Origin of the sequence: Collinsella stercoris DSM 13279 (genome assembly GCF_020735465.1) — a bacterium.
Classification (GTDB): Bacteria; Actinomycetota; Coriobacteriia; order Coriobacteriales; family Coriobacteriaceae; genus Collinsella; species Collinsella stercoris.
In genome coordinates, this window is the sequence record NZ_CP085935.1 from 2,120,045 (window position 1) to 2,138,811 (window position 18,767).

The window sequence follows — 18,767 nt, forward strand, 5'->3', positions numbered from 1 at the left end:
GCGATTGGCTAAAATGCGTTGGCGAAAATGGTGAAAATTATATTGACGCTAACACACCGTCTTGTCAGCGATGCGCACGGCCCGTTCGGCGCGCAGGCACATGGCGATCTGCCTGTGGCCGCACCCGTTGGGGGTCCGCGAGAAGATCTCGCCGACCGCCTCCCGCAGCTCCGGCCTGGTCGGCGCCTTCGGGTGCGCCAGCGCGTAGTAGTAGCTCGACCTGGCCAGTCCGGCGGCCTCCAGCAGGTCGGCGAGGGGGTACCGCCCCGAAAGCTCGCTCACGGCCGCGGCCTTCTTGCGGTTCGGGAGCGCATCTCCGCCTTCAGGGCTATCGTTTTTTTAGGTACGCCACCTGCGCCTCGAGCCTGCGGACCTCGCGCTCGAGCTCCTCCTCGCGCGTCTCGGGCGCGGACTTCGCGCCCGAGCCCCTCGGCCGGCCCTTCGGCTTGGGCCTCAGCGCGTCGGCCCCTCCCTCGCGGTAGAGACGGCACCAGCTGCCGAGCGGCGAGGCGCTCGCGATCCCGAAGAGCGCCATGGCCTCCGGCTTCGCCATCCCGCCGTCGACGACGGCGCTCGCCGCGGCGACCTTGGTCTCGTAGTCGTATGTCCTGTGGCTCCCCATGTCCAGCAGCGCGTCCCTCCCGACGGCGCGGTACGTGAGGTGCCATTGTCTCACAGCCTTCAGCGGTATCCCCAGCTTCGCGGCGGCGGCTTCGTGCCCGAGCCCGCGCTCGAAGAGCCCGCAGGCCGCCTCCCTCACCGACCTGTCGTAGATCGTCATTGAAAAGCCTCCCATCTCCTGGACTTTATTTTCCAGTCCAAGAAATGGGAGGCTTTTCACATGCGGGCCGCCTCGTTCGATTTGTGTATGGCCGCGCGGGAAGTTCGCTACCTCATTAACGAATTCGGGCTCGAAATGCTGTAATTTGGCGTTCATCGCGGCTGGCGATGTGGTGTGCCGTAGAATCGCGGGTGAGCAACACGAGGGATGGAGGCGGTATGCCCAACGAAACCTGGACTATCAAGCGATGCTTGGATTGGACGCGCGACTACCTGCGGGATAAGGGCGATGAGCGGCCTCGCCTTGCCGCGGAATGGTTGCTTTCGGGGGTGACGGGGCTGTCTCGCACGGAGATCTACATGAGCTTCGATAAACCCATGTCCGCTGAGGAGCTCGCGGCCATGCACGGTGCCGTCGTGCGCCGCGCAAAGGGAGAGCCGCTGCAATACATCATTGGGGAAACCGATTTTAGGACCATCACCGTTGCGTGTGAGCCCGGCGTCCTCATTCCGCGCCCCGAGACCGAGCTGCTGGTTGAGGAAGTGCTGCGGTATCTCGATCGGGAGGTTTTGGGGGCCGGTGAGCCGCAACGTCGCGAGCGGGTTGAGTTGCCATGGAACGCGGAGGTCGAGGCCGCCTTGGAGGCGGAACGGACGGCTGCCGAGGCTGCGCGACGGGAAGCCCCTGCAGAGCGAGAGCTGACTGAACATGACCTCGAGGTGCTCAGTGAGGAGCTGGGCGAACCTGCGGCGGCAGAGGGCGGAGCCGACGAAGGCGCCGATGTTTCGGATGGCGATGCCTCCCAAGGCGTATCGCCGCTTGAAAGCCGATTTGACGGCGTGGAGGTCGCGAATATCGAGGACGTTCTTTCGTGCCAGGCGCCCACCGTTGCTCGTGTGCTCGAGGTCGGGTGCGGTACGGGGTGCATCTCGCTTTCCATCGCTGCCGAACGGCGCGACCGCGTGCGATGCGTGGCGATCGACATCGAGCCGCGCGCCGTGGACCTGACCATCAGGAATCGCGATGCGTTGGGCATTTCGCCCCAAGCGGTCGATGTCCGCTTGGGCAACCTGGTGTCTCCGCTCGACCGGGAGACCGAGTGGGGGACGTTTGACGTGCTTGTCTCCAACCCTCCCTACATTCCAACGTCGGTGCTTACATTGCTGCCACATGAGGTGGCGGATTTCGAGCCCGATCTTGCCCTCAATGGCGGAGAAGACGGGTTGGATATTTTCAGGCGCCTGGTGAATGCCGCGCCGCATATGCTGCGTCCCGGCGGCTTGCTTGCCTGCGAGCTCTACGAGGGTCATCTCGACCAGGCCGCCGCGCTGTGTCGGGCCGCGCAGATGACCGACGTCCGCATCGTCAACGACCTCACCAATCGCCCCCGCATGATCCTCGCGCGCGTGTAGCAGAGGCGAGGGCGGAGCTGTCGTGAGATGCGCTCCCCTTGCTTGTTGCACAGATGGGCGCCCGGAAACGCTTACGCTTTCGGTTGGTCGGCACGTTAGTACGCTTGACGTTATTAACGTGATGCGTTACTATGATTGTGTCTTGTCGGGACAAAGACACCGAGAGGCTGTCGCGGGGCATTCGCGTACCGAGATTCGTTGCCTTTGGGCGCTAGGCGATGCGGAAGTTGAGACAGCTGGAGATCGCCGGAAGCCTGAACGATCTGAGGGTTCCTCCAGGTAATCACCTTGAGGCCTTGGAGGGCGACAGGGCGGGTCAGCATAGCGTGAGGGTCAACGACCAATATAGGATTTGCTTCGTATGGACTCCGACGGGTGTCAAGAACGTTGAAATCGTCGACTATCACCGATAGGGGGCTGTATGAAGCGTGAGTTGGCTCCTGTCACGCCGGGAGAACTGCTAAAAGAGGAATTTCTCGAGCCTTTGGGTATCTCGCAGTACAGGTTGTCCAAGGAGACGGGGATTCCGGCGCAGCGGATAGGGCAGATCGTTTTGGGGAGGCGCCGCGTGACGGCCGATACCGACCTTCGTCTATGCCGGTATTTCGGCTTGACAGAAGGATATTGGCTCAGGGCACAAATCGCCTACGATATCGAAGTGGCGCGTTTCGAGCTTGAGCCGGAATTGGAGAAGATCCATCCATTCGAGCACGACGCCGTTGCGATGTAGAGAGTTTTCACCGTGGGAGATCAGATGTCTACCTTCACTGAGATTATCGATAGAGCTGGCAAGGACTCAATTGCCGCAGATGTGGCAAGTGCCATTGCAGGTGGGTCTCTTGGGCCTACGGACGCCGTGGTGCGAGAAGGATTTGATCCCATTCCGATGTGGGTGGCGGATATGAGTTTTGCCACCGCCCCGTGCGTTTTGTGTGCGCTTCGTGAGCGCATCGACCACCCGTGCTTTGGTTATTTCGAAGCGCCCCAGCGCTATTACGATGCCATCATTGCGTGGCACGAGCGCCGTAACGGCGTGCATGGCATGCGCCCCGAGCACATCGCCTATGAAAACGGTGTTTTGGGCGGCGTCGCGTCCTCTCTGGCGGTTTTGTGCTCACGCGGCGACAAGGTGTTGGTGCACGCGCCAACGTACGTCGGGTTCACCAAGACCCTCAAGAATGCGGGATACGACCTTGTTGCCAGCCAGCTCGTTCCCGATGAGGACGGCGTATGGCGTATGGATTTCGACGACATGGAGCGCAAAATCGTCGAAAACGACATCCATGCTGCAATCTTCTGCTCGCCTCATAACCCCACGGGGCGCGTGTGGGAGCGCTGGGAGATCGAGCGCGCCATGGAGATCTTCCGCATACATGACGTGTACGTTGTCTCCGATGAGATTTGGTCGGACCTTCTCTTAGACGGCCATGTTCACATACCTACGCAGAGCGTGAGCGAGGACGCGTGTAACCGCACCGTCGCCCTGTATGCCCCGAGCAAGACGTTCAATTTGGCGGGGCTGGTTGGCAGCTACCGCGTGGTGTACAACGACTGGCTGCGCGCCCGTCTCGATAAAGAGGAGAGTCTTTCGCATTACAACAGCCAAAACGTCCTGTCCATGCACGCCCTATTGGGGGCGTACAGCGATGAGGGCATGGCATGGGTCGATGAGCTCACAAGCGTGCTGAGCGAAAATGCCCGCATCGCGTATGAGTTCTTCTCGGCGCTGCCCGGTGTTTCGGTTGCTCGCCCGCAAGGTACATACATGCTGTTTGTGGACTGCTCGGGTTGGTGCCGGGGGCACGACGTCAGTATTGACGATGTGTTGCGTTCGGGCGTGGAAGTAGGCGTACTTTGGCAAGATGGACGGCCCTTCGGCGGCGAGGCGACGATCAGGATGAATCTTGCGTTGCCGACCTCTCGTCTGCACGAGGCGCTCCATCGTCTCGACGAGCACGTGTTCTCATAGAAGAAAAGCTCGGTATTTGAATCGAAAGCGTGGTTGAAGGCGCGGTTGAAGGCGAGTGTCGCGTCTCGGGCGTGAAGGCCGGAAAGGAGCGACAGTGGCTCATGTGTATGAGGCGAGCATGGCGGTTGAAGGCGCATGCTCTTTGGCGCTAGACGAGGAGCAGCTGGCGTCTGCTGCAAAGAGGTTGCTTGCCGGCGATCTCGCCCTCTTGCCCACCGAGACCGTCTACGGCGTGGGCGTTGCAGTCAATGCGTATCTTGACTCGGGGGGTCTGCCCGGTTCGGAAACCGGATACGGTCGCATCTTTACGCTCAAGCACCGAGACACCTCCCAGACTGTGCCGTGGCTGGTCGACGGTCCCGATGCCTTGGATCGGTATGGGGCGTCGGTTCCCGATGCTATTCGCACGCTTGCCGCGGAGTGTTGGCCTGGAGCGTTGACCTTGGTGGTGCCCGCCGCTGCCCGTGTGCCGCATTTTATGCGCGCGGCGGATGGGACGGTCGCGCTGCGTGCCTCTGCTTCCCCCGTGATCCAAGACCTGATACGTGCAACCGGCTCGCCGCTTGCCGTGACCTCGGCGAACACACACGGGTATCCCGCTCCTGCATCGTTTGCAGAGGTCGAGCCCAGGATTCTCGAAGGCGTCGATTTGGCGGTCGATGCGGGCGAGACCGCCTGTCGGGACGCCTCGACTATCGTTGCCGTGCGTGATGGCGCTCCCGTCATCCTGCGCCAGGGTGCCCTGCCCGCCGAGACAATCGCGCGCTTGCTTGAGAATTAGTTTGGCATTGCTTCACGGCGACCGAGATATACCGGTATCATCAATCGAGGCAGAACAAAGGAGGGCGCTGTGAGTGATCGAGAGGTTGTTGAGCTCGAGGGCTTTCCTCCGCTCTCTCTGTCTGTTCGGCATTTTAGCCTGATGAATTCATTGTTAACGGTGTTCAACTCGACTGAGCCGGGAGACCCGGAAAACACACTTGCAAAGTACTTCTTGGATCATTTCGAGAACCTCAAAGAGCTTAATGTCTACGATGTTGCGGAGGAGTGCTATACCTCCCGCTCGGGGATTAGGCGATTCTGCCAATCGATAGGTTTCGATAACTTCTCTGCATTGAAGTCGTGCGAGTGGGAATGGGAGACCCATCGGAAGTTTTTCATTGGCTATACCGATCATCCTGCTTTTAAAGGGCATCTCTCCAATCAAATTGAGCGAATGATGATAGATGTGAACGAGCAGGTCACGGAAGAAGATCTGGATTCGTTGGCGCAGTTGATACACGATGCCGAGAACGTGGTGCTTCTCGCTTCGGATTTCTCTAGCATGGCGGTTCGTGAATTTCAGCAATCGATGCTGTTCATGCATAAAATTCCGCAAATTCTTACCGACTCATTTGGTAGCGAAAATAGCCTGGCAAGCCTTGGACCTAGCGATTTGGTGATTGTCATTTCGGCGTCAGGCAACTATGCGAGGGCTGCTCGAAGTGAGTTGGCAAGAAGCGCCGCGTGCCGCGTCCTGGTGACAACGAATCATGATTGTGAATTGCAGGAGTTTTTCGACGCTGTATTGCATCTGTCTCCCGATGGACACTATGGCGAGAGAACGGTGTATGCAAAATACGGTATCAACTATCTGTTTGATTTGATTTATAACCGCTACTTTGAAAAATTTGGGCGCGCTTAAAGTCAGCAATTGAGGCAGACTGGTGCCGCTTGCACATGCCGCGATTCTCTGTCTGAAATTTGCCGCCGCAACTACGGGGGTCAAAATCTGAACCCAAAACAGGGGTCCAATCTGTGAACCCCCGCAAATGTGTATCCGCTGCTAGCTTATAGGAAGCTCGAGCAAGCACGGTAATGCACGAGGCGGAAGGATTGGGCAATGCACTACAGTCATCAGCCAAAGTTTCCCGAGGGTTTCATGTGGGGCGCTTCGAGCGCTGCATGGCAGGTTGAGGGCGCCACTGAGGAAGGCGGGCGTTCCATCTCTGCCATCGATTTGAATTCAAAAACCAAGAAACCATTTGCCGACAACAGCATCGCGGCTGATCACTATCACCACTTCAAAGAAGATGTTGCGCTCATGGCCGAATGCGGCTTTACGAGCTATCGTTTTTCCCTTGCTTGGCCGCGTATTATTCCAGCGTCCGACGGGAAGGTGAACGAAGAGGGCGTAGCGTTTTACAACGCGCTTATCGACGAGCTTGTTGCCAACGGAATCGAGCCGATCGTTACCCTCTATCACTACGATATGCCTCTTTGGGTCGAAGAAGAGCTTGGTGGATGGAAGAGCCGTAAAACCATCGCCGCATTTGAGCAATATGCGCGTGTGTGCTTTGAGCGCTTTGGCGATCGCGTGAAGTACTGGCTCTCTATCAATGAGCAAAACATGCAGATCGCATACGGTGATTGGCTGGGGGTTTCCAAAGGCTGTCACGACTGGTTCCGCGATCAGTGGCGCATCAACCACATCATCAATCTTTGCCATGCCACTGCGGTCAATCTCTGCCACGAGTTGGTTCCCGGAGGAAAAATCGGTCCTGTTCCCGGCATGGTGCCAATCTATCCGGAGACATGCAGGCCGATGGACCAAATTGCCGCAATGAATGCGGAAGAGTTTACCGAAAAGATCTGGAACGATACGTATGCGTATGGCGAGTACAGCGACTTTGTAAAACGCTACTGGAAAAACAATGATATCGACCCCGGTATCGAGCCCGGCGATGAGCAGCTCATGAAGTCGGCAAAGATCGATTTCTTTGCAATTAACTGCTATCGCTCTAATACTGCGAAGTGGGCGCCCGCCGATGCCAAGGAGCATCCGTACGAACTGAATAAGACGGGCAATAAGGGCGAGCTGGTGTTTCCGGTGGTTCCGGGTGCCTATCAGCTAGTGTACAACCCCTATGTTGAATACACCGATTGGGATTGGGAAATCGATCCCATATCGATTCGGTATGTCATGCGCTACATGTGGGACCATTACCGCCTGCCTCTCATGATTACAGAGAACGGCTTTGGCGCTCATGAACATAAGGACTCAGAGGGTAAAGTCCACGATCAATATCGTATTGATTTCCTGCGCGAGAACATTTATCAGCTTGGTCTCGCTATTGAGGACGGGTGCGAAATCATCGGATATAACCCTTGGTCGTTCACCGATCTTCTTTCGACTGGCAACGGCATTGAGAAGCGGTATGGCTTTGTATACGTAGATACGACAGATGATGAGCTCAATGAGGCGCAGGACAGAGGAGAAATTCCTGCGTGCCGCCGCATCAAGAAGGATTCGTTCTACTGGTACTCCAAGCTCATTAAGTCCAATGGTGCCGAATGGGGAGGGGAAATCACCCATGGCTGCTAAGAAAGACTATGGAGCAATTTGCTCATCAATCATTGACGTATGTGGTGGCGTGGGGAACATCGCAAACGTGACCCATTGCATGACTCGTTTGCGTGTTCAGCTTAAGGATGGTTCCAAGCTGAACAAAGAGACCGCCAGCAACATTAACGGTGTCATCAATCTTGTGGTGCAGAATGGCGAATATCAGTTTGTAATCGGTCAAGATGTCGCGATGCTATACGAGGAGTTTACGCGTCAAGAGGGCATCAATGCGGGTGGTTCTGTTGACGACCCGGCTGCGGCGGCTGAGGACGGCAAGGTCGGGAAGGGCAACTTCATCGATGCGATTTTATCGTTTATCGGTGGTACGTTTTCGCCCGTGATTCCCGTGCTTGTCGCCGGCGGCCTGACTGGCGCAGTGTTGACGCTTCTTACGACGTTTGCCGGGGTTTCTCCCGATGATGGAACCTATAAGGTGTTTTATTTCCTCAACCAGGCGACGTTTTATTTCCTGCCGGTGTTCATAGGATTCTCGGCGGCGCAACGCTTGAAGTCCAATGGCTATCTCGGTGCTTTTCTCGGTGCGATTTTACTGTTCTTCACTGCCAATATGGGCGAAGACCCCATGACGTTTTTGGGCATGCCGGTAAAACTTGTGGCGTACAACTCCACGGTGTTCCCCATTATCCTGGGCGTGCTATTTATGAGCGTCGTGTATCGGGCTCTGCAAAAGTACATGCCGCTTTACACCCGCACGATCTTTGTTCCTCTGTTGACGATGCTGGTCACGGTTCCGGTTACGTTGATTGTTCTGGGCCCCATTGGCGATACGGTCGGAACCTGGCTCGCCGACGGCGTCTTTGCTCTGTATCGAGTGGCTCCGGCTCTCGCGGTCGCAATTGTCGGCCTGGGCACTCCTTGGCTTGTTTTCTTTGGCATGAATAATGCGACATATCCCGTTGTATTTGCGTTGATGGCTGAAGTTGGTTCCGATCCGCTGGTCTGCACGGGAATGGCGCCTGCGAATGTGGCAGTGGGCGGCGCCTGTCTCGCCGCGATGCTTATCGCCAAGAAGGCGGACGACAAGTCCGTTGCCGCTGGAGCCGGCATTACCGCTCTATGTGGTATTACCGAGCCCGCTGTGTATGGTGTCTTGTTTACCAAGCGCTATCCCCTCGTGGGTGCCATGATTGGCGGCGGCGTTGGCGGTTTGGTCGCGGGCTTGCTCGGAATGACGCAGTATGTGATATCCACTCCCGGTTTCATCTCTTTTGCCGCTTACATCAGCCCGGATGGAACCCTCAATAATCTATGGGTCTCCTTGGGCGTTATGGTCTTGGCGGTCGTCGTATCCTTTGTGGCAACGTTTGCCCTTGGCAAGCGTTCCATAGCAAAGGCTTAGGGCTGGATGATCCGCACGGCTCATTCAATTAATTGATGGGCTATGAAGGCGCTTGGTGTGGACACATGCCAAGCGCCTTTTACCTGTGAAAACTGTTCGTTGACCGACCAGTTATTCCGCCTGTCGAGCTCGCGTCGAACCTGCGCGGGGCTTTGACCGCCCGCGTGACACAATGCACAACGGCTTACGTTGCCCCGCGCGCCCATGGGCGCGCGGGGTGTGCGCATAGGAAGGTCCCGCGATGGCGCTCTCACTCAAAGATCTCAGCAAGGTCGACAACGCATACGTCCCTTTGGGCGGTCGCTACATCATGGCGCTCGATTCGGGCACGACCTCGGTAAGGGCCGTTATCGTAGATGAGTACGATTGCGTGGTCGCCCGGGCATCGCGCCACATCAAGACGATGTATCCGCGCTCGGGGTGGGTCGAGCAGGACCCCATGGAGATCCTCGCGTCGCAAATCGCGGTGATGATGGAGGTTCAGTTCAAGAGCGGTATCCATTCGGACCGCATCGCGGCGATCGGCATCACCAACCAGCGCGAGACCACGGTGGTGTGGGATCGCGACTCGGGCCAGCCCATCCACAACGCCATCGTATGGCAGTGCCGTCGAACCGCCGACATCTCCGACCGTCTCGTTGCCGAGGGCATGGGGGAGACCATCCGGCGCAAGACGGGGCTCATGCCCGACCCCTATTTTTCGGGCACCAAGATCAGGTGGATCCTCGACAACGTCGATGGCGCCCAGGCGGCGGTCGACGCCGGCGAGCTCATGTTCGGCACCATCGACACGTGGCTCATATATAACCTGACGGGCGCCGCGGTGCATGCGACCGACTACACCAACGCGAGCCGCACCATGCTGTTCAACATCCATACGTTGGAGTGGGACGACGAGCTGCTCAAGATGCTCGACATTCCGCGCTCCATGCTGCCCGAGGTGCGTTGGAGCTCGGACGACTACGGCAGCGTCTCGAACGAGATCATGACGTACGGACCTCCCATCACGGGCGTCGCCGGCGACCAGCAGGCGTCGCTGTTCGGTCACTGCTGCTTTACGCCGGGGTGCACCAAGAACACGTACGGCACCGGCTGCTTCATGCTCATGAACACCGGGGAGACGTGCGTCACCTCCGAGCACGGCCTCGTGTCGACCATCGGCATCGCCCAAGGCGGCAAGATCTCCTATGCGCTGGAGGGTTCGATATTCCACGCCGGCGCGACGATTCAATGGCTGCGCGACAAGCTGGGACTCATCTCGAGCGCCAAGGATGCATCCGATCTGTGCCGTCATCTCGACAGCAACGGCGGCTGCTATCTGGTGCCGGCGTTCAGCGGTCTGGGCGCCCCGTGGTGGGACCCCGATGCCCGCGGCCTGATCTGCGGTCTCACGGGGGCGAGCGATCGAGCCACCATCGTCCGCGCGGCGTGTGAGTCGATGGCGTATCAAAGCTTCGACGTGCTGCACTCGATGGAGCGCGACGCCGGCGTCAAGCTCGAGTACCTGTCCGTCGACGGCGGGGCGTCTCAAAATGAGTTCATCATGCAGTTCCAGGCGGACCTGCTCGGCATCCCCGTCGTGTTGTCGGAGAACGTGGAGACGACCGCCTTGGGCGCCGCGTATCTGGCGGGCTTGGCGGTGGGCTACTGGGAGGACCTTGAGGACCTCGAGCAGAACCGCGTGCCGGGCAAGCGCTTCGAGCCGTCCGCATCCGAGGAGGTCGTGGCGCGAAACCTGTCCGGGTGGCACGATGCGGTCGAGCGCGCGCGATCGCGTTAGCGCCCGCGTTTCCTGTGAACCTGTTAGAGTGAATACGATGCAATCATCACGAGAAAGGACGTGCACGATGCGTGTCGCTATCGCCTCCGACCATGGTGGGTTTGAGCAGAAGCAGGCCCTGGTGGATTACCTGACCAATGAGCTTGGCTGCGAAGTTTCCGATATGGGCCCCGACTCCGACGCCTCCGTCGATTACCCCGACTTTGCCGTAAAGGTCGCGCAAGCGGTTTCTACCAACGAGGCCGATCGCGGCGTGCTGGTGTGCGGCACGGGCATCGGAATGGCGCTTGCCGCGGACAAGGTGGCGGGCGTTCGCGCGTCCTCCATCACGTCCGTTCCCTTTGCCGAGCTGTTCCGCCAGCACAACAACGGCAACGTGGTGTGCCTGTCCGGTCGCTTTGTCGACCTCGACCTCAACAAGGAGATCGTGAAGACCTTCCTTACCACCGAGTTCGAGGGCGGTCGCCACGAGGCGCGCGTCGCCAAGGTCATGGCGCTCGATTAGCCCGGCCGCACCACGTCATTCGCGCGGATGGATAGCGCCTCCATGCAAGCTTCCTTTCGCGCTCTCACCCATCTCAGGCAAACGGGACGCACCAAGGGCGCCCGCATAGGCCACACAGGAGGTCTTATGACTATCGAATTCGACCGCAGCCGCGTTACGGTTGTCGACCATCCGCTTGTTCAGCACAAGCTCACGATCATGCGCAGCGAGCAGACCGGTTCCAAGCAGTTCCGCGAGCTCGTGAAGGAGCTTGCCCTCTTCGAGGGCTATGAGGCCACGCGTGATTTCCCACTCGAGGACATCGCTATCAAAACGCCTATCTGTGAGACCACCGGTAAGCAGATCTCCGGTCGCAAAGTGGCGATCGTGCCCATTCTGCGCGCCGGCCTCGGCATGGTCGATGGCCTGCTTGAGCTGATCCCTGCTGCACGCGTGGGCCATGTGGGCATGTACCGCGACGAGGTGACTCACGAGCCGCATGAGTACTATGCCAAACTCCCCGGCGATGCCGGTCAGCGCACGTGTCTGGTGGTTGACCCCATGCTGGCAACCGGTGGGTCTGCGACTGCGGCAATCGACTATCTGCGTCGTCAGGGTGTCAAGGATGTTCGCCTGCTGGTGCTCGTTGCGGCACCCGAGGGTATCAAGACCGTGCTTGAGCACGATTCCGAGGTGCGTCTGTACACGTGCGCCATCGACGAGTGCCTGAACGACGCTGCCTATATCGTGCCTGGATTGGGCGATGCGGGCGACCGCATCTTTGGAACGCTGTAGCGTCGAGCCCAACACGGCGAACATTGGATATCGCGAGGCGCCAGGGAGAAACTCCTTGGCGCCTCGCGTTGTTTTGCTCTACAATAAGCGACGCTTAAATTGCTTGTGTAAAACAAAATAATGAACGGATGTCGTATTGTGAACAAATGTTCATAAACTACGCCCGGTCATCAAATTCTTGTTGCACCGCAACACCCGAGCGATATACTGCCAAGCACTGGTACTTGCGCTCTGGCACAGCTCTGTGCCGCGCCCGTGCGTAAGGCGGACCGCAACGGAAAGGCGACCCATGCTCCAGCTCGGCCCTATACATGCGCTCCCTCTCATTGGCGGCGTTGTTTTGGGCATAGCGGGTTTCGCTCCCCTGGCAGCCATGGTGCTGTTGGTGCGCGCAAAGCGCATCAAGGGATCGATAGGCAAAGGGCTCGCGGCAATAGCCCTGTCGTTCACCTTTCTTATGGCGGCCTTGGCGCTCGTATGGGCTGGGGCGCCGCAGGATATACTGGTAGTTACGATCGGAGTCCTCGGGGGCTTCCTGATCATGTGGGCGGCACTTGCCGTCATTGCGATGAGTCGCAGACTCTAGGAGGGTTAGCGCATGGAGGCGTTCGATAAGCTGCCTGGCGAGATCAACCACCTCGTCTCGAGCTTTAGCTCAATCCCCGTAGTGGGCGACTTGATGAGTGGTGTGACCCAGTACTCGTTCTGGCTCATCGTCTCGTCGATCGTTCTGCTCATTATTATGTTCGCCTTCGCCCGTCGTGCCGCCGTTGTGCCTCACGGTCGCTTTGCCAATGCCATGGAGTATCTGGTGCAGTACCTGGAGAGCGATATCGGCGTGGGCATCTTGGGCAAGGAGTCCTGGCGTCGCCACATGCCGTTTTTGGGCACGCTGTTCATGTTCATCGTGGTCAACAACGTGATCGGCATCATTCCTGGCATGAAGCCCGGTACCGGTACCATCTCGACCACCGCCGCGCTCGCGCTCATCGCGTTCGTGTACTTCGTCTGTGTGGGCGTTAAGAACCACGGTGCTTTCGGCTACCTCAAGAGCCTCGCGCCCAAGGGCGTTGCGTTCCCGCTGAACGTCCTTATCTGGATCATCGAGGTCATCTCCACGCTGCTTCGTCCCATCACGCTCGCCGTCCGTCTGTTCTGCAACATGTTCGCCGGCCACATCGTGCTGGGTTCCTTCGCGCTGATGGTGTCGCTCTTCGCGGAGCCGCTCATCGCGCAGTTCACTGCCGCCAACCTCATGGGCGCCCTGCCCTCCGTTGCGTTTGCGGCCATTCTCTTCGTGATTTACGCCATCGAGATCTTCGTCGGCGTGATTCAGGCATACGTGTTCACCGTCCTTACCGCCGTGTACATTCAGGGCGCCGAGGCCAAGGGACACTAGCCGCACAGGTAGGGGTACCCTGCGCTTTCGTCATTCGGCCAAGCGCTTGATATAGGTATCGTATTAAAGTGCGCCACAGGAAAGGGCGCGCGAACTCAAGGAGGAAACGTGGGAGTTATCGGTTACGGTCTTGGTGTTATCGGTGCGGGCCTTGCTATCGGTCTCGCCGCACACGGCGTCGCAGGCGCCATGGCACGTCAGCCTGAGGTTCAGGACCGCGTCTTTACCGTGTTCATCATGGGCTCGGCCTTTGCTGAGGCTCTGGCCCTGATCGGCTTCGTTGTCGCACTGGTCGTTAAATAGTCGGGTCCTTGCAAAAGAACCAGGCTTGAGTCCCGAGGGGGAGTCATGAAAAACGTTGAACGCGCAGGAATCACGTTCGGGGCTGCTGCCCTGACCTTCTTCGCGCCCACCCTGGCTTTTGCGGAAGGCACTGAGTCGGGCGGCGCGGACATCCTCATCCCCAAGATGGCTGAGTTTGTTCCGGCGCTGATCATCTTCCTGCTCATCTGGTTCTTGCTCGCCAAGTTCGTGTGGCCCAAGGTTATTGGCGCCCTCGACGCTCGCGAGCAGACGATTGAGAGCAGCATCGAGCAGGCAGACGCCACCAAGGCTGAGGCTGCTGAGATTCGCGATGAGGCTGACGCCATTGTTGCTGACGCCCGTCGTAAGGCATCCGAGATCGTGCTCGAAGCCCGCTCTGATGCCGAGAAGGAGCGCTCGCGCATCGTCGCCCTCGCTCATAACGATGCGGAGGACATCATCGCCAAGGCGCGCGATCGCGCTGACGATGAGATGAAGCGCGCGTATGCTGGCGCCACCGACACCATCGCCAAGATGTCTGTCGCCGTGGCTGGCAAGATCGTGGGCGATACGCTCGCCAATGACGAGGCTAAGCAGCGCGAGCTCATCAAGAAGTACCTTGCGGAAGTGGGTGCCCTCAATGGCTAGCATGCAGATCAGCGACCGTCTCGAAAAGCGCAAGCTCGAGACGTACGCTCGGACGCTGCTCGAGGCCGCAAAGACCGAAGGCCGCGTGTATGAGAACCTCGCGCCCCTCAAGGCCGAGGCCGATGCGAGCCCCGAGGTCCTTTCGGTCCTCTCGCAGATGGCCGCTAATGGCGACTTGGACAAGCTGTCCGATGTGCTCGACCTGTACAGTGAGATGGCCGATGGCGATCAGCAGACGGTTGGTGTCACGGTTACGACGGCCGTCCCCCTCGACCATGAGCTGCGCGCCCTTATCACGCAAAAGTGCGAGCTTGACCTGGGTTGCAACGTGTTCCTCATCGAGCGCGTCGACCCGTCGATCATCGGCGGATTGATTCTTTCCGCCAACGGCCGCCGTCGCGATGCGTCGGTGCGCCATCAACTCGAGCAGGCCGGCAAGGTCATGACTCGAAACGCAACGAATTCGGAGGTATAGCCACATGTCCGAGGCAATCAATGCCGAGAACATCGAAGAGGTCCTGAGGCGCCGCCTCTTTGACCTCTCGGCTACCGTCGATACCCAAGAAGTATCTCAAGTAGCCGAGGTGGGCGACGGTATCGCCCATGTCTTCGGTCTCAAGAGCGCCATGGCCGGCGAGCTGCTCGAGTTCACGAGCTCCGTTACGGGCCGCACGGTCTATGGCCTGGCGCAAAACCTCGACCGCGACGAGGTCGGCGCGGTTCTCTTTGGCGAGGTCGACTCTATCAAGGAGGGCGACGCTTGCCGTACCACCGGTCGTGTTATGGATATCCCCGTGGGCCGTGGCATGCTCGGCCGCGTGGTGAATCCGCTCGGCCAGCCCATCGATGGCAAGGGCAGCATCGGTCAGACGAGCCGTCGTCCCATCGAGTTCAAGGCTCCCGGCGTTATTGAGCGCACTCCGGTGTGCGAGCCCGTTCAGACAGGCCTGCTCGCCGTCGATTCCATGATTCCGATTGGCCGCGGCCAGCGTGAGCTCATCATCGGGGACCGTAAGACCGGTAAGACCGCCATCGCCGTCGACGCCATCATCAACCAGCGTGGCGAGGGCATGATTTGCGTGTACGTCGCCGTGGGCCAGAAGGCCTCGACCGTCGCCGCAGTCCGCGAGACCCTGGCCGCCCATAATGCGCTTGACTACACGGTGATCGTGTCGGCAACCGCCGCTGATTCCGCAGCGCTGCAGTACATCGCGCCCATGGCCGGTGCCGCCATCGGCGAGTACTTTATGTACAACGGCGAGGATGGCCAGCCTGCGAGCGCGACCAACCCCGGCGGTCATGTCCTGGTGGTGTATGATGATCTGTCCAAGCAGGCTGTCGCCTACCGTCAGATGTCCCTGACGCTGCGTCGTCCGCCCGGACGCGAGGCCTACCCCGGCGACATCTTCTACTTGCACTCTCGCCTGCTCGAGCGCGCCTGCAAGCTCTCCGAGGCGAACGGCGGCGGCTCTTTGACCGCCCTGCCGATCATCGAGACGCAGGACGGTGACGTTTCCGCTTACATCCCGACCAACGTGATTTCCATTACGGATGGTCAGATTTACCTGCAGTCCGAGCTCTTCCACCAGGGTCAGCGCCCGGCAGTCGACGTCGGCATCTCAGTGTCCCGCGTCGGTGGCTCTGCCCAGACCAAGGCCATGAAGCAGCAGGCGGGTAACCTGCGCCTGGACCTTGCGTCCTATCGCGAGCTCGCCGGCTTCATGCAGTTCGGCAGCGACTTGGATGCGGCTACGCAAAAGCAGCTCACCCATGGCGCTCGCATGACCGAGCTTCTCAAGCAGGGCCGCTACAAGGCTCTTGACGTGGTGGAGCAGGTTGCCGTGCTGTTCGCCGGCAACGAGGGCTACCTGGACGACATGGAGCTTGCGGATATCGTCCCGTTCCGTGACGGCTTGGTGGATTACCTCAAGGGCGCTCACCGCAAGCTGCTCGAGGAGTTCCGCACGGCCAAGATGAGCGACGAGGTGGCGCAGCAGCTCGGCACTGCCATCCGTGATTACAAGAGCCAGTTCCTCGCTTCGCGCGAGGCGCAGGCTTCGGGCGCATCCGCGTCCGATGAGGAAGCGGGAGAGAACTAGGCCCTATGGCTAACCTCCGCGAAATAAAGAAGCGTATCAACTCGGTCTCCACGACCCAGCAGATCACGCGCACCATGGAGATGGTGGCGACGGCCAAGATCGCTCGCGCGCTTCAGCGCGAGGCGAGCTCCGAGGCCTACACCGCCGCCATCACCGACGTCATGCTCACGGTCGCCCAAGACGCGGGCACCGATACGAGCAACCCGCTCCTGCAGGAACCCGAGTCCTACGAGCGCGCCCTGGTGATCGCGATCAGCTCCGACCGTGGACTGGCCGGTGGCTTCAACGTGCAGGTGGAGCGTGCAGCCGAGCAGCGCATCAACCACTTCTACCGCCATGGTGCCAAGGAAGTCGAGCTCATTACCTGCGGTCGTAAGGCAACGGATTATTTCCACAAGTACCCGCACAAGGTCATGGGCATCGTGGGTGAGTCCGATGATCCCACGGTCGAAAACGCCCGCATTGTGGCCAACTACGTGATCGAAGCCTACGCGCACGGTCATATCGGCCGCGCGGACATCGTGTACTTCCACGCCAAGAACCGCGTCGAGCAGGTGCTGCGTTTGGAACGCATCCTTCCGCTCGACTCCACGGTTCTGCGCACCGCTCGTGGTCCCCGTGCGAACGAGAACGAGGCGCCCAAGGGGCTGACCTCTCCGTTTGAGTTCGTCCCTTCGGCTGAGCACGTGCTCGACAAGCTTATCCCGAGCTACGTGTTTACCGTTGTCCATCAGGCGCTGATCGACTCGGCCGCAGCCGAGCAGGGCGCTCGACGCAAGTCGATGCACTCTGCCACGGAAAACGCCAGCGCGATCATCGCCGACCTCTCGCGCACCTACAACCGTGTACGCCAGGCATCCATTACCACCGAGCTCAATGAGATCGTGGGCGGAGCCGCTGCATTGGAGGAGAACTAATGGCAGATACCATCGCTGTGAACGCAGCGGACACTGCCGGCGTCGGTCGCATCACGCGAATCATCGGCGCCGTTGTGGACGTCAAGTTCAAAAATGGCGTGCCGAACATCTACAACGCGTTGACGGTTGACGTCGACACGCCCGTCGGTCACATCAGCACCATCCTTGAGGTCGAGAGCCAGCTGCCCGGCGACGTTGCTCGCTGCGTTGCCATGACCTCCACCGACGGCCTCCAGCGCGGGCTCGAGGTCGTTGACACCGGCGCCCCCATGCAGATGCCGGTGGGCAAGGGCACGCTCGGTCGCATCTGGAACGTCATGGGCGAGCCTGTTGACGGCAAGGAGATGCCCGAGGTCGACGCCTACTACCCGATTCACCATCCCGCACCGGCGTTTGACCAGCTCACGACCAAGACTGAGATCTTCGAGACCGGCATCAAGGCTGTCGACCTGCTCGAGCCCTATATCCGCGGCGGCAAGACCGGCCTGTTCGGCGGCGCCGGCGTTGGTAAGACGGTGCTTATCCAGGAGCTCATCAACAACCTCGCGCAGGAGCACGGCGGCACTTCGGTGTTCACCGGCGTTGGCGAGCGTACCCGTGAGGGCACCGACCTGTACCTCGAGATGAGCGAGTCGGGCGTTATCGACAAGACCTGCCTGGTCTACGGCCAGATGAACGAGCCCCCGGGAGCGCGTCTGCGCATCGGTCTGGCCGGTCTGACCGAGGCGGAGTACTTCCGCGATCGCGGCCAGGACGTCCTGCTGTTCATCGACAACATCTTCCGCTTCTCCCAGGCTGGCTCCGAGGTCTCGGCCCTGCTGGGCCGTATGCCCTCCGCTGTTGGTTACCAGCCCACCCTCGCTACCGAGATGGGCGACCTGCAGGAGCGCATCACCTCCACCAAAACCGGTTCCATCACTTCGGTGCAGGCCGTCTACGTCCCCGCCGACGACCTTACCGACCCGGCGCCCGCCACGACGTTCACCCACCTGGATGCCACCACGGTGCTTTCCCGCTCCATCTCCTCGCTGGGCCTGTTCCCGGCCATCGACCCGCTTGCGTCCACCTCTGACGCTCTCGACCCCTCCATCGTGGGCGAGGAGCACTACCGCGTGGCCGTGCGTGTCCAGGAGATTCTGCAGGAGTACTCCGACCTTCAGGACATCATCGCCATTCTCGGTATGGACGAGCTTTCCGACGAGCAGCGCCTCACGGTGAACCGCGCTCGTAAGATTCAGCAGTTCCTGTCCCAGTCCTTCCACGTGGCAGAGAAGTTCACCGGCAACCCTGGCGTGTACGTGCGCGTTGAGGACACGGTCCGCTCCTTTGCCGCCATTATCGACGGTGAGTGCGACGACCTGCCCGAGCAGGCTTTCCGTTACGCCGGCACCATCGACGACGTGCGCGAGCGCGCCGCCAAGATGGGGGCGTAGCA

Annotated in this window: 21 protein-coding genes; 19 read left to right on the forward strand and 2 right to left on the reverse strand. The window is 59.7% G+C overall.

The window, feature by feature from the left end; genetic code table 11:
• Window positions 1-48 precede the first annotated feature (48 nt).
• Both LK434_RS08970 and LK434_RS08975 read right to left on the reverse strand, forming a co-directional pair.
• The gene (locus LK434_RS08970) at window positions 49-282 is read right to left on the reverse strand and encodes a hypothetical protein (RefSeq protein WP_006721735.1); all 234 of its coding nucleotides are present in this window, start codon (window positions 280-282) and stop codon (window positions 49-51) included.
• Between the two features lie 46 nt (window positions 283-328).
• A complete protein-coding gene (locus tag LK434_RS08975; protein ID WP_227917727.1) occupies window positions 329-796 on the reverse strand; it encodes a helix-turn-helix domain-containing protein in 468 nt (155 codons plus the stop codon).
• Window positions 797-999: 203 nt separating this feature from the next.
• Here LK434_RS08975 and LK434_RS08980 point away from each other — a divergent pair, with 203 nt between their 5' ends.
• The 19 genes from LK434_RS08980 to atpD all read left to right on the forward strand — a co-directional run bounded on the left by LK434_RS08980 (window position 1,000) and on the right by atpD (window position 18,765).
• Window positions 1,000-2,193 carry a N5-glutamine methyltransferase family protein gene (locus LK434_RS08980; protein WP_006721733.1) on the forward strand — a complete coding sequence of 398 codons (1,194 nt, stop codon included), beginning with the start codon at window positions 1,000-1,002 and terminating at the stop codon, window positions 2,191-2,193.
• 218 nt (window positions 2,194-2,411) lie between these two features.
• Window positions 2,412-2,606 (forward strand): type II toxin-antitoxin system RelE/ParE family toxin, encoded by a 195-nt coding sequence (locus LK434_RS08985; protein WP_006721732.1) that lies wholly within the window; start codon window positions 2,412-2,414, stop codon window positions 2,604-2,606.
• Between the two features lie 8 nt (window positions 2,607-2,614).
• Window positions 2,615-2,923 carry a HigA family addiction module antitoxin gene (locus LK434_RS08990; protein WP_006721731.1) on the forward strand — a complete coding sequence of 103 codons (309 nt, stop codon included), beginning with the start codon at window positions 2,615-2,617 and terminating at the stop codon, window positions 2,921-2,923.
• 24 nt (window positions 2,924-2,947) lie between these two features.
• On the forward strand, window positions 2,948-4,162 hold the full coding sequence (locus tag LK434_RS08995) for a MalY/PatB family protein (protein WP_006721730.1): 1,215 nt from the start codon (window positions 2,948-2,950) through the stop codon (window positions 4,160-4,162).
• A 94-nt stretch (window positions 4,163-4,256) separates the two neighbouring features.
• Window positions 4,257-4,943 carry an L-threonylcarbamoyladenylate synthase gene (locus LK434_RS09000; RefSeq protein WP_227917728.1) on the forward strand — a complete coding sequence of 229 codons (687 nt, stop codon included), beginning with the start codon at window positions 4,257-4,259 and terminating at the stop codon, window positions 4,941-4,943.
• 69 nt (window positions 4,944-5,012) lie between these two features.
• Window positions 5,013-5,846, forward strand: coding sequence for a MurR/RpiR family transcriptional regulator (locus LK434_RS09005; RefSeq protein ID WP_040361691.1), 834 nt, complete (start codon window positions 5,013-5,015; stop codon window positions 5,844-5,846).
• A 198-nt stretch (window positions 5,847-6,044) separates the two neighbouring features.
• Window positions 6,045-7,526 (forward strand): glycoside hydrolase family 1 protein, encoded by a 1,482-nt coding sequence (locus LK434_RS09010; RefSeq protein WP_006721726.1) that lies wholly within the window; start codon window positions 6,045-6,047, stop codon window positions 7,524-7,526.
• Complete coding sequence (locus LK434_RS09015; RefSeq protein WP_040361689.1) at window positions 7,516-8,907, forward strand: PTS transporter subunit EIIC; 1,392 nt, start codon at window positions 7,516-7,518, stop codon at window positions 8,905-8,907. The genes LK434_RS09010 and LK434_RS09015 overlap by 11 nt, the downstream gene beginning before the upstream one ends.
• Before the next feature lie 241 nt (window positions 8,908-9,148).
• Entirely contained in the window at window positions 9,149-10,687 is a 1,539-nt protein-coding gene (gene glpK / locus LK434_RS09020) for a glycerol kinase GlpK (protein ID WP_006721724.1), read from the forward strand.
• Between the two features lie 67 nt (window positions 10,688-10,754).
• Window positions 10,755-11,192 (forward strand): ribose 5-phosphate isomerase B, encoded by a 438-nt coding sequence (gene rpiB / locus LK434_RS09025; RefSeq protein ID WP_006721723.1) that lies wholly within the window; start codon window positions 10,755-10,757, stop codon window positions 11,190-11,192.
• 126 nt (window positions 11,193-11,318) lie between these two features.
• Window positions 11,319-11,966, forward strand: a complete 648-nt coding sequence (upp, locus tag LK434_RS09030) for a uracil phosphoribosyltransferase (RefSeq protein ID WP_040361687.1) — start codon at window positions 11,319-11,321, stop codon at window positions 11,964-11,966.
• A 289-nt stretch (window positions 11,967-12,255) separates the two neighbouring features.
• Window positions 12,256-12,552, forward strand: a complete 297-nt coding sequence (locus LK434_RS09035; protein WP_006721721.1) for a hypothetical protein — start codon at window positions 12,256-12,258, stop codon at window positions 12,550-12,552.
• A 12-nt stretch (window positions 12,553-12,564) separates the two neighbouring features.
• Entirely contained in the window at window positions 12,565-13,365 is an 801-nt protein-coding gene (gene atpB, locus LK434_RS09040; protein ID WP_006721720.1) for a F0F1 ATP synthase subunit A, read from the forward strand.
• 108 nt (window positions 13,366-13,473) lie between these two features.
• Window positions 13,474-13,668 (forward strand): ATP synthase F0 subunit C, encoded by a 195-nt coding sequence (locus LK434_RS09045; protein ID WP_006721719.1) that lies wholly within the window; start codon window positions 13,474-13,476, stop codon window positions 13,666-13,668.
• 45 nt (window positions 13,669-13,713) lie between these two features.
• On the forward strand, window positions 13,714-14,316 hold the full coding sequence (atpF, locus tag LK434_RS09050; protein ID WP_006721718.1) for a F0F1 ATP synthase subunit B: 603 nt from the start codon (window positions 13,714-13,716) through the stop codon (window positions 14,314-14,316).
• Window positions 14,309-14,791, forward strand: a complete 483-nt coding sequence (locus LK434_RS09055) for a F0F1 ATP synthase subunit delta (protein ID WP_006721717.1) — start codon at window positions 14,309-14,311, stop codon at window positions 14,789-14,791. Before atpF ends, LK434_RS09055 begins: the two co-directional genes overlap by 8 nt.
• Before the next feature lie 4 nt (window positions 14,792-14,795).
• Window positions 14,796-16,415 (forward strand): F0F1 ATP synthase subunit alpha, encoded by a 1,620-nt coding sequence (gene atpA / locus LK434_RS09060; protein ID WP_006721716.1) that lies wholly within the window; start codon window positions 14,796-14,798, stop codon window positions 16,413-16,415.
• A 5-nt stretch (window positions 16,416-16,420) separates the two neighbouring features.
• On the forward strand, window positions 16,421-17,332 hold the full coding sequence (gene atpG / locus LK434_RS09065; protein WP_006721715.1) for an ATP synthase F1 subunit gamma: 912 nt from the start codon (window positions 16,421-16,423) through the stop codon (window positions 17,330-17,332).
• On the forward strand, window positions 17,332-18,765 hold the full coding sequence (atpD, locus tag LK434_RS09070) for a F0F1 ATP synthase subunit beta (protein WP_006721714.1): 1,434 nt from the start codon (window positions 17,332-17,334) through the stop codon (window positions 18,763-18,765). Before atpG ends, atpD begins: the two co-directional genes overlap by 1 nt.
• The last annotated feature ends 2 nt before the right edge of the window (window positions 18,766-18,767 follow it).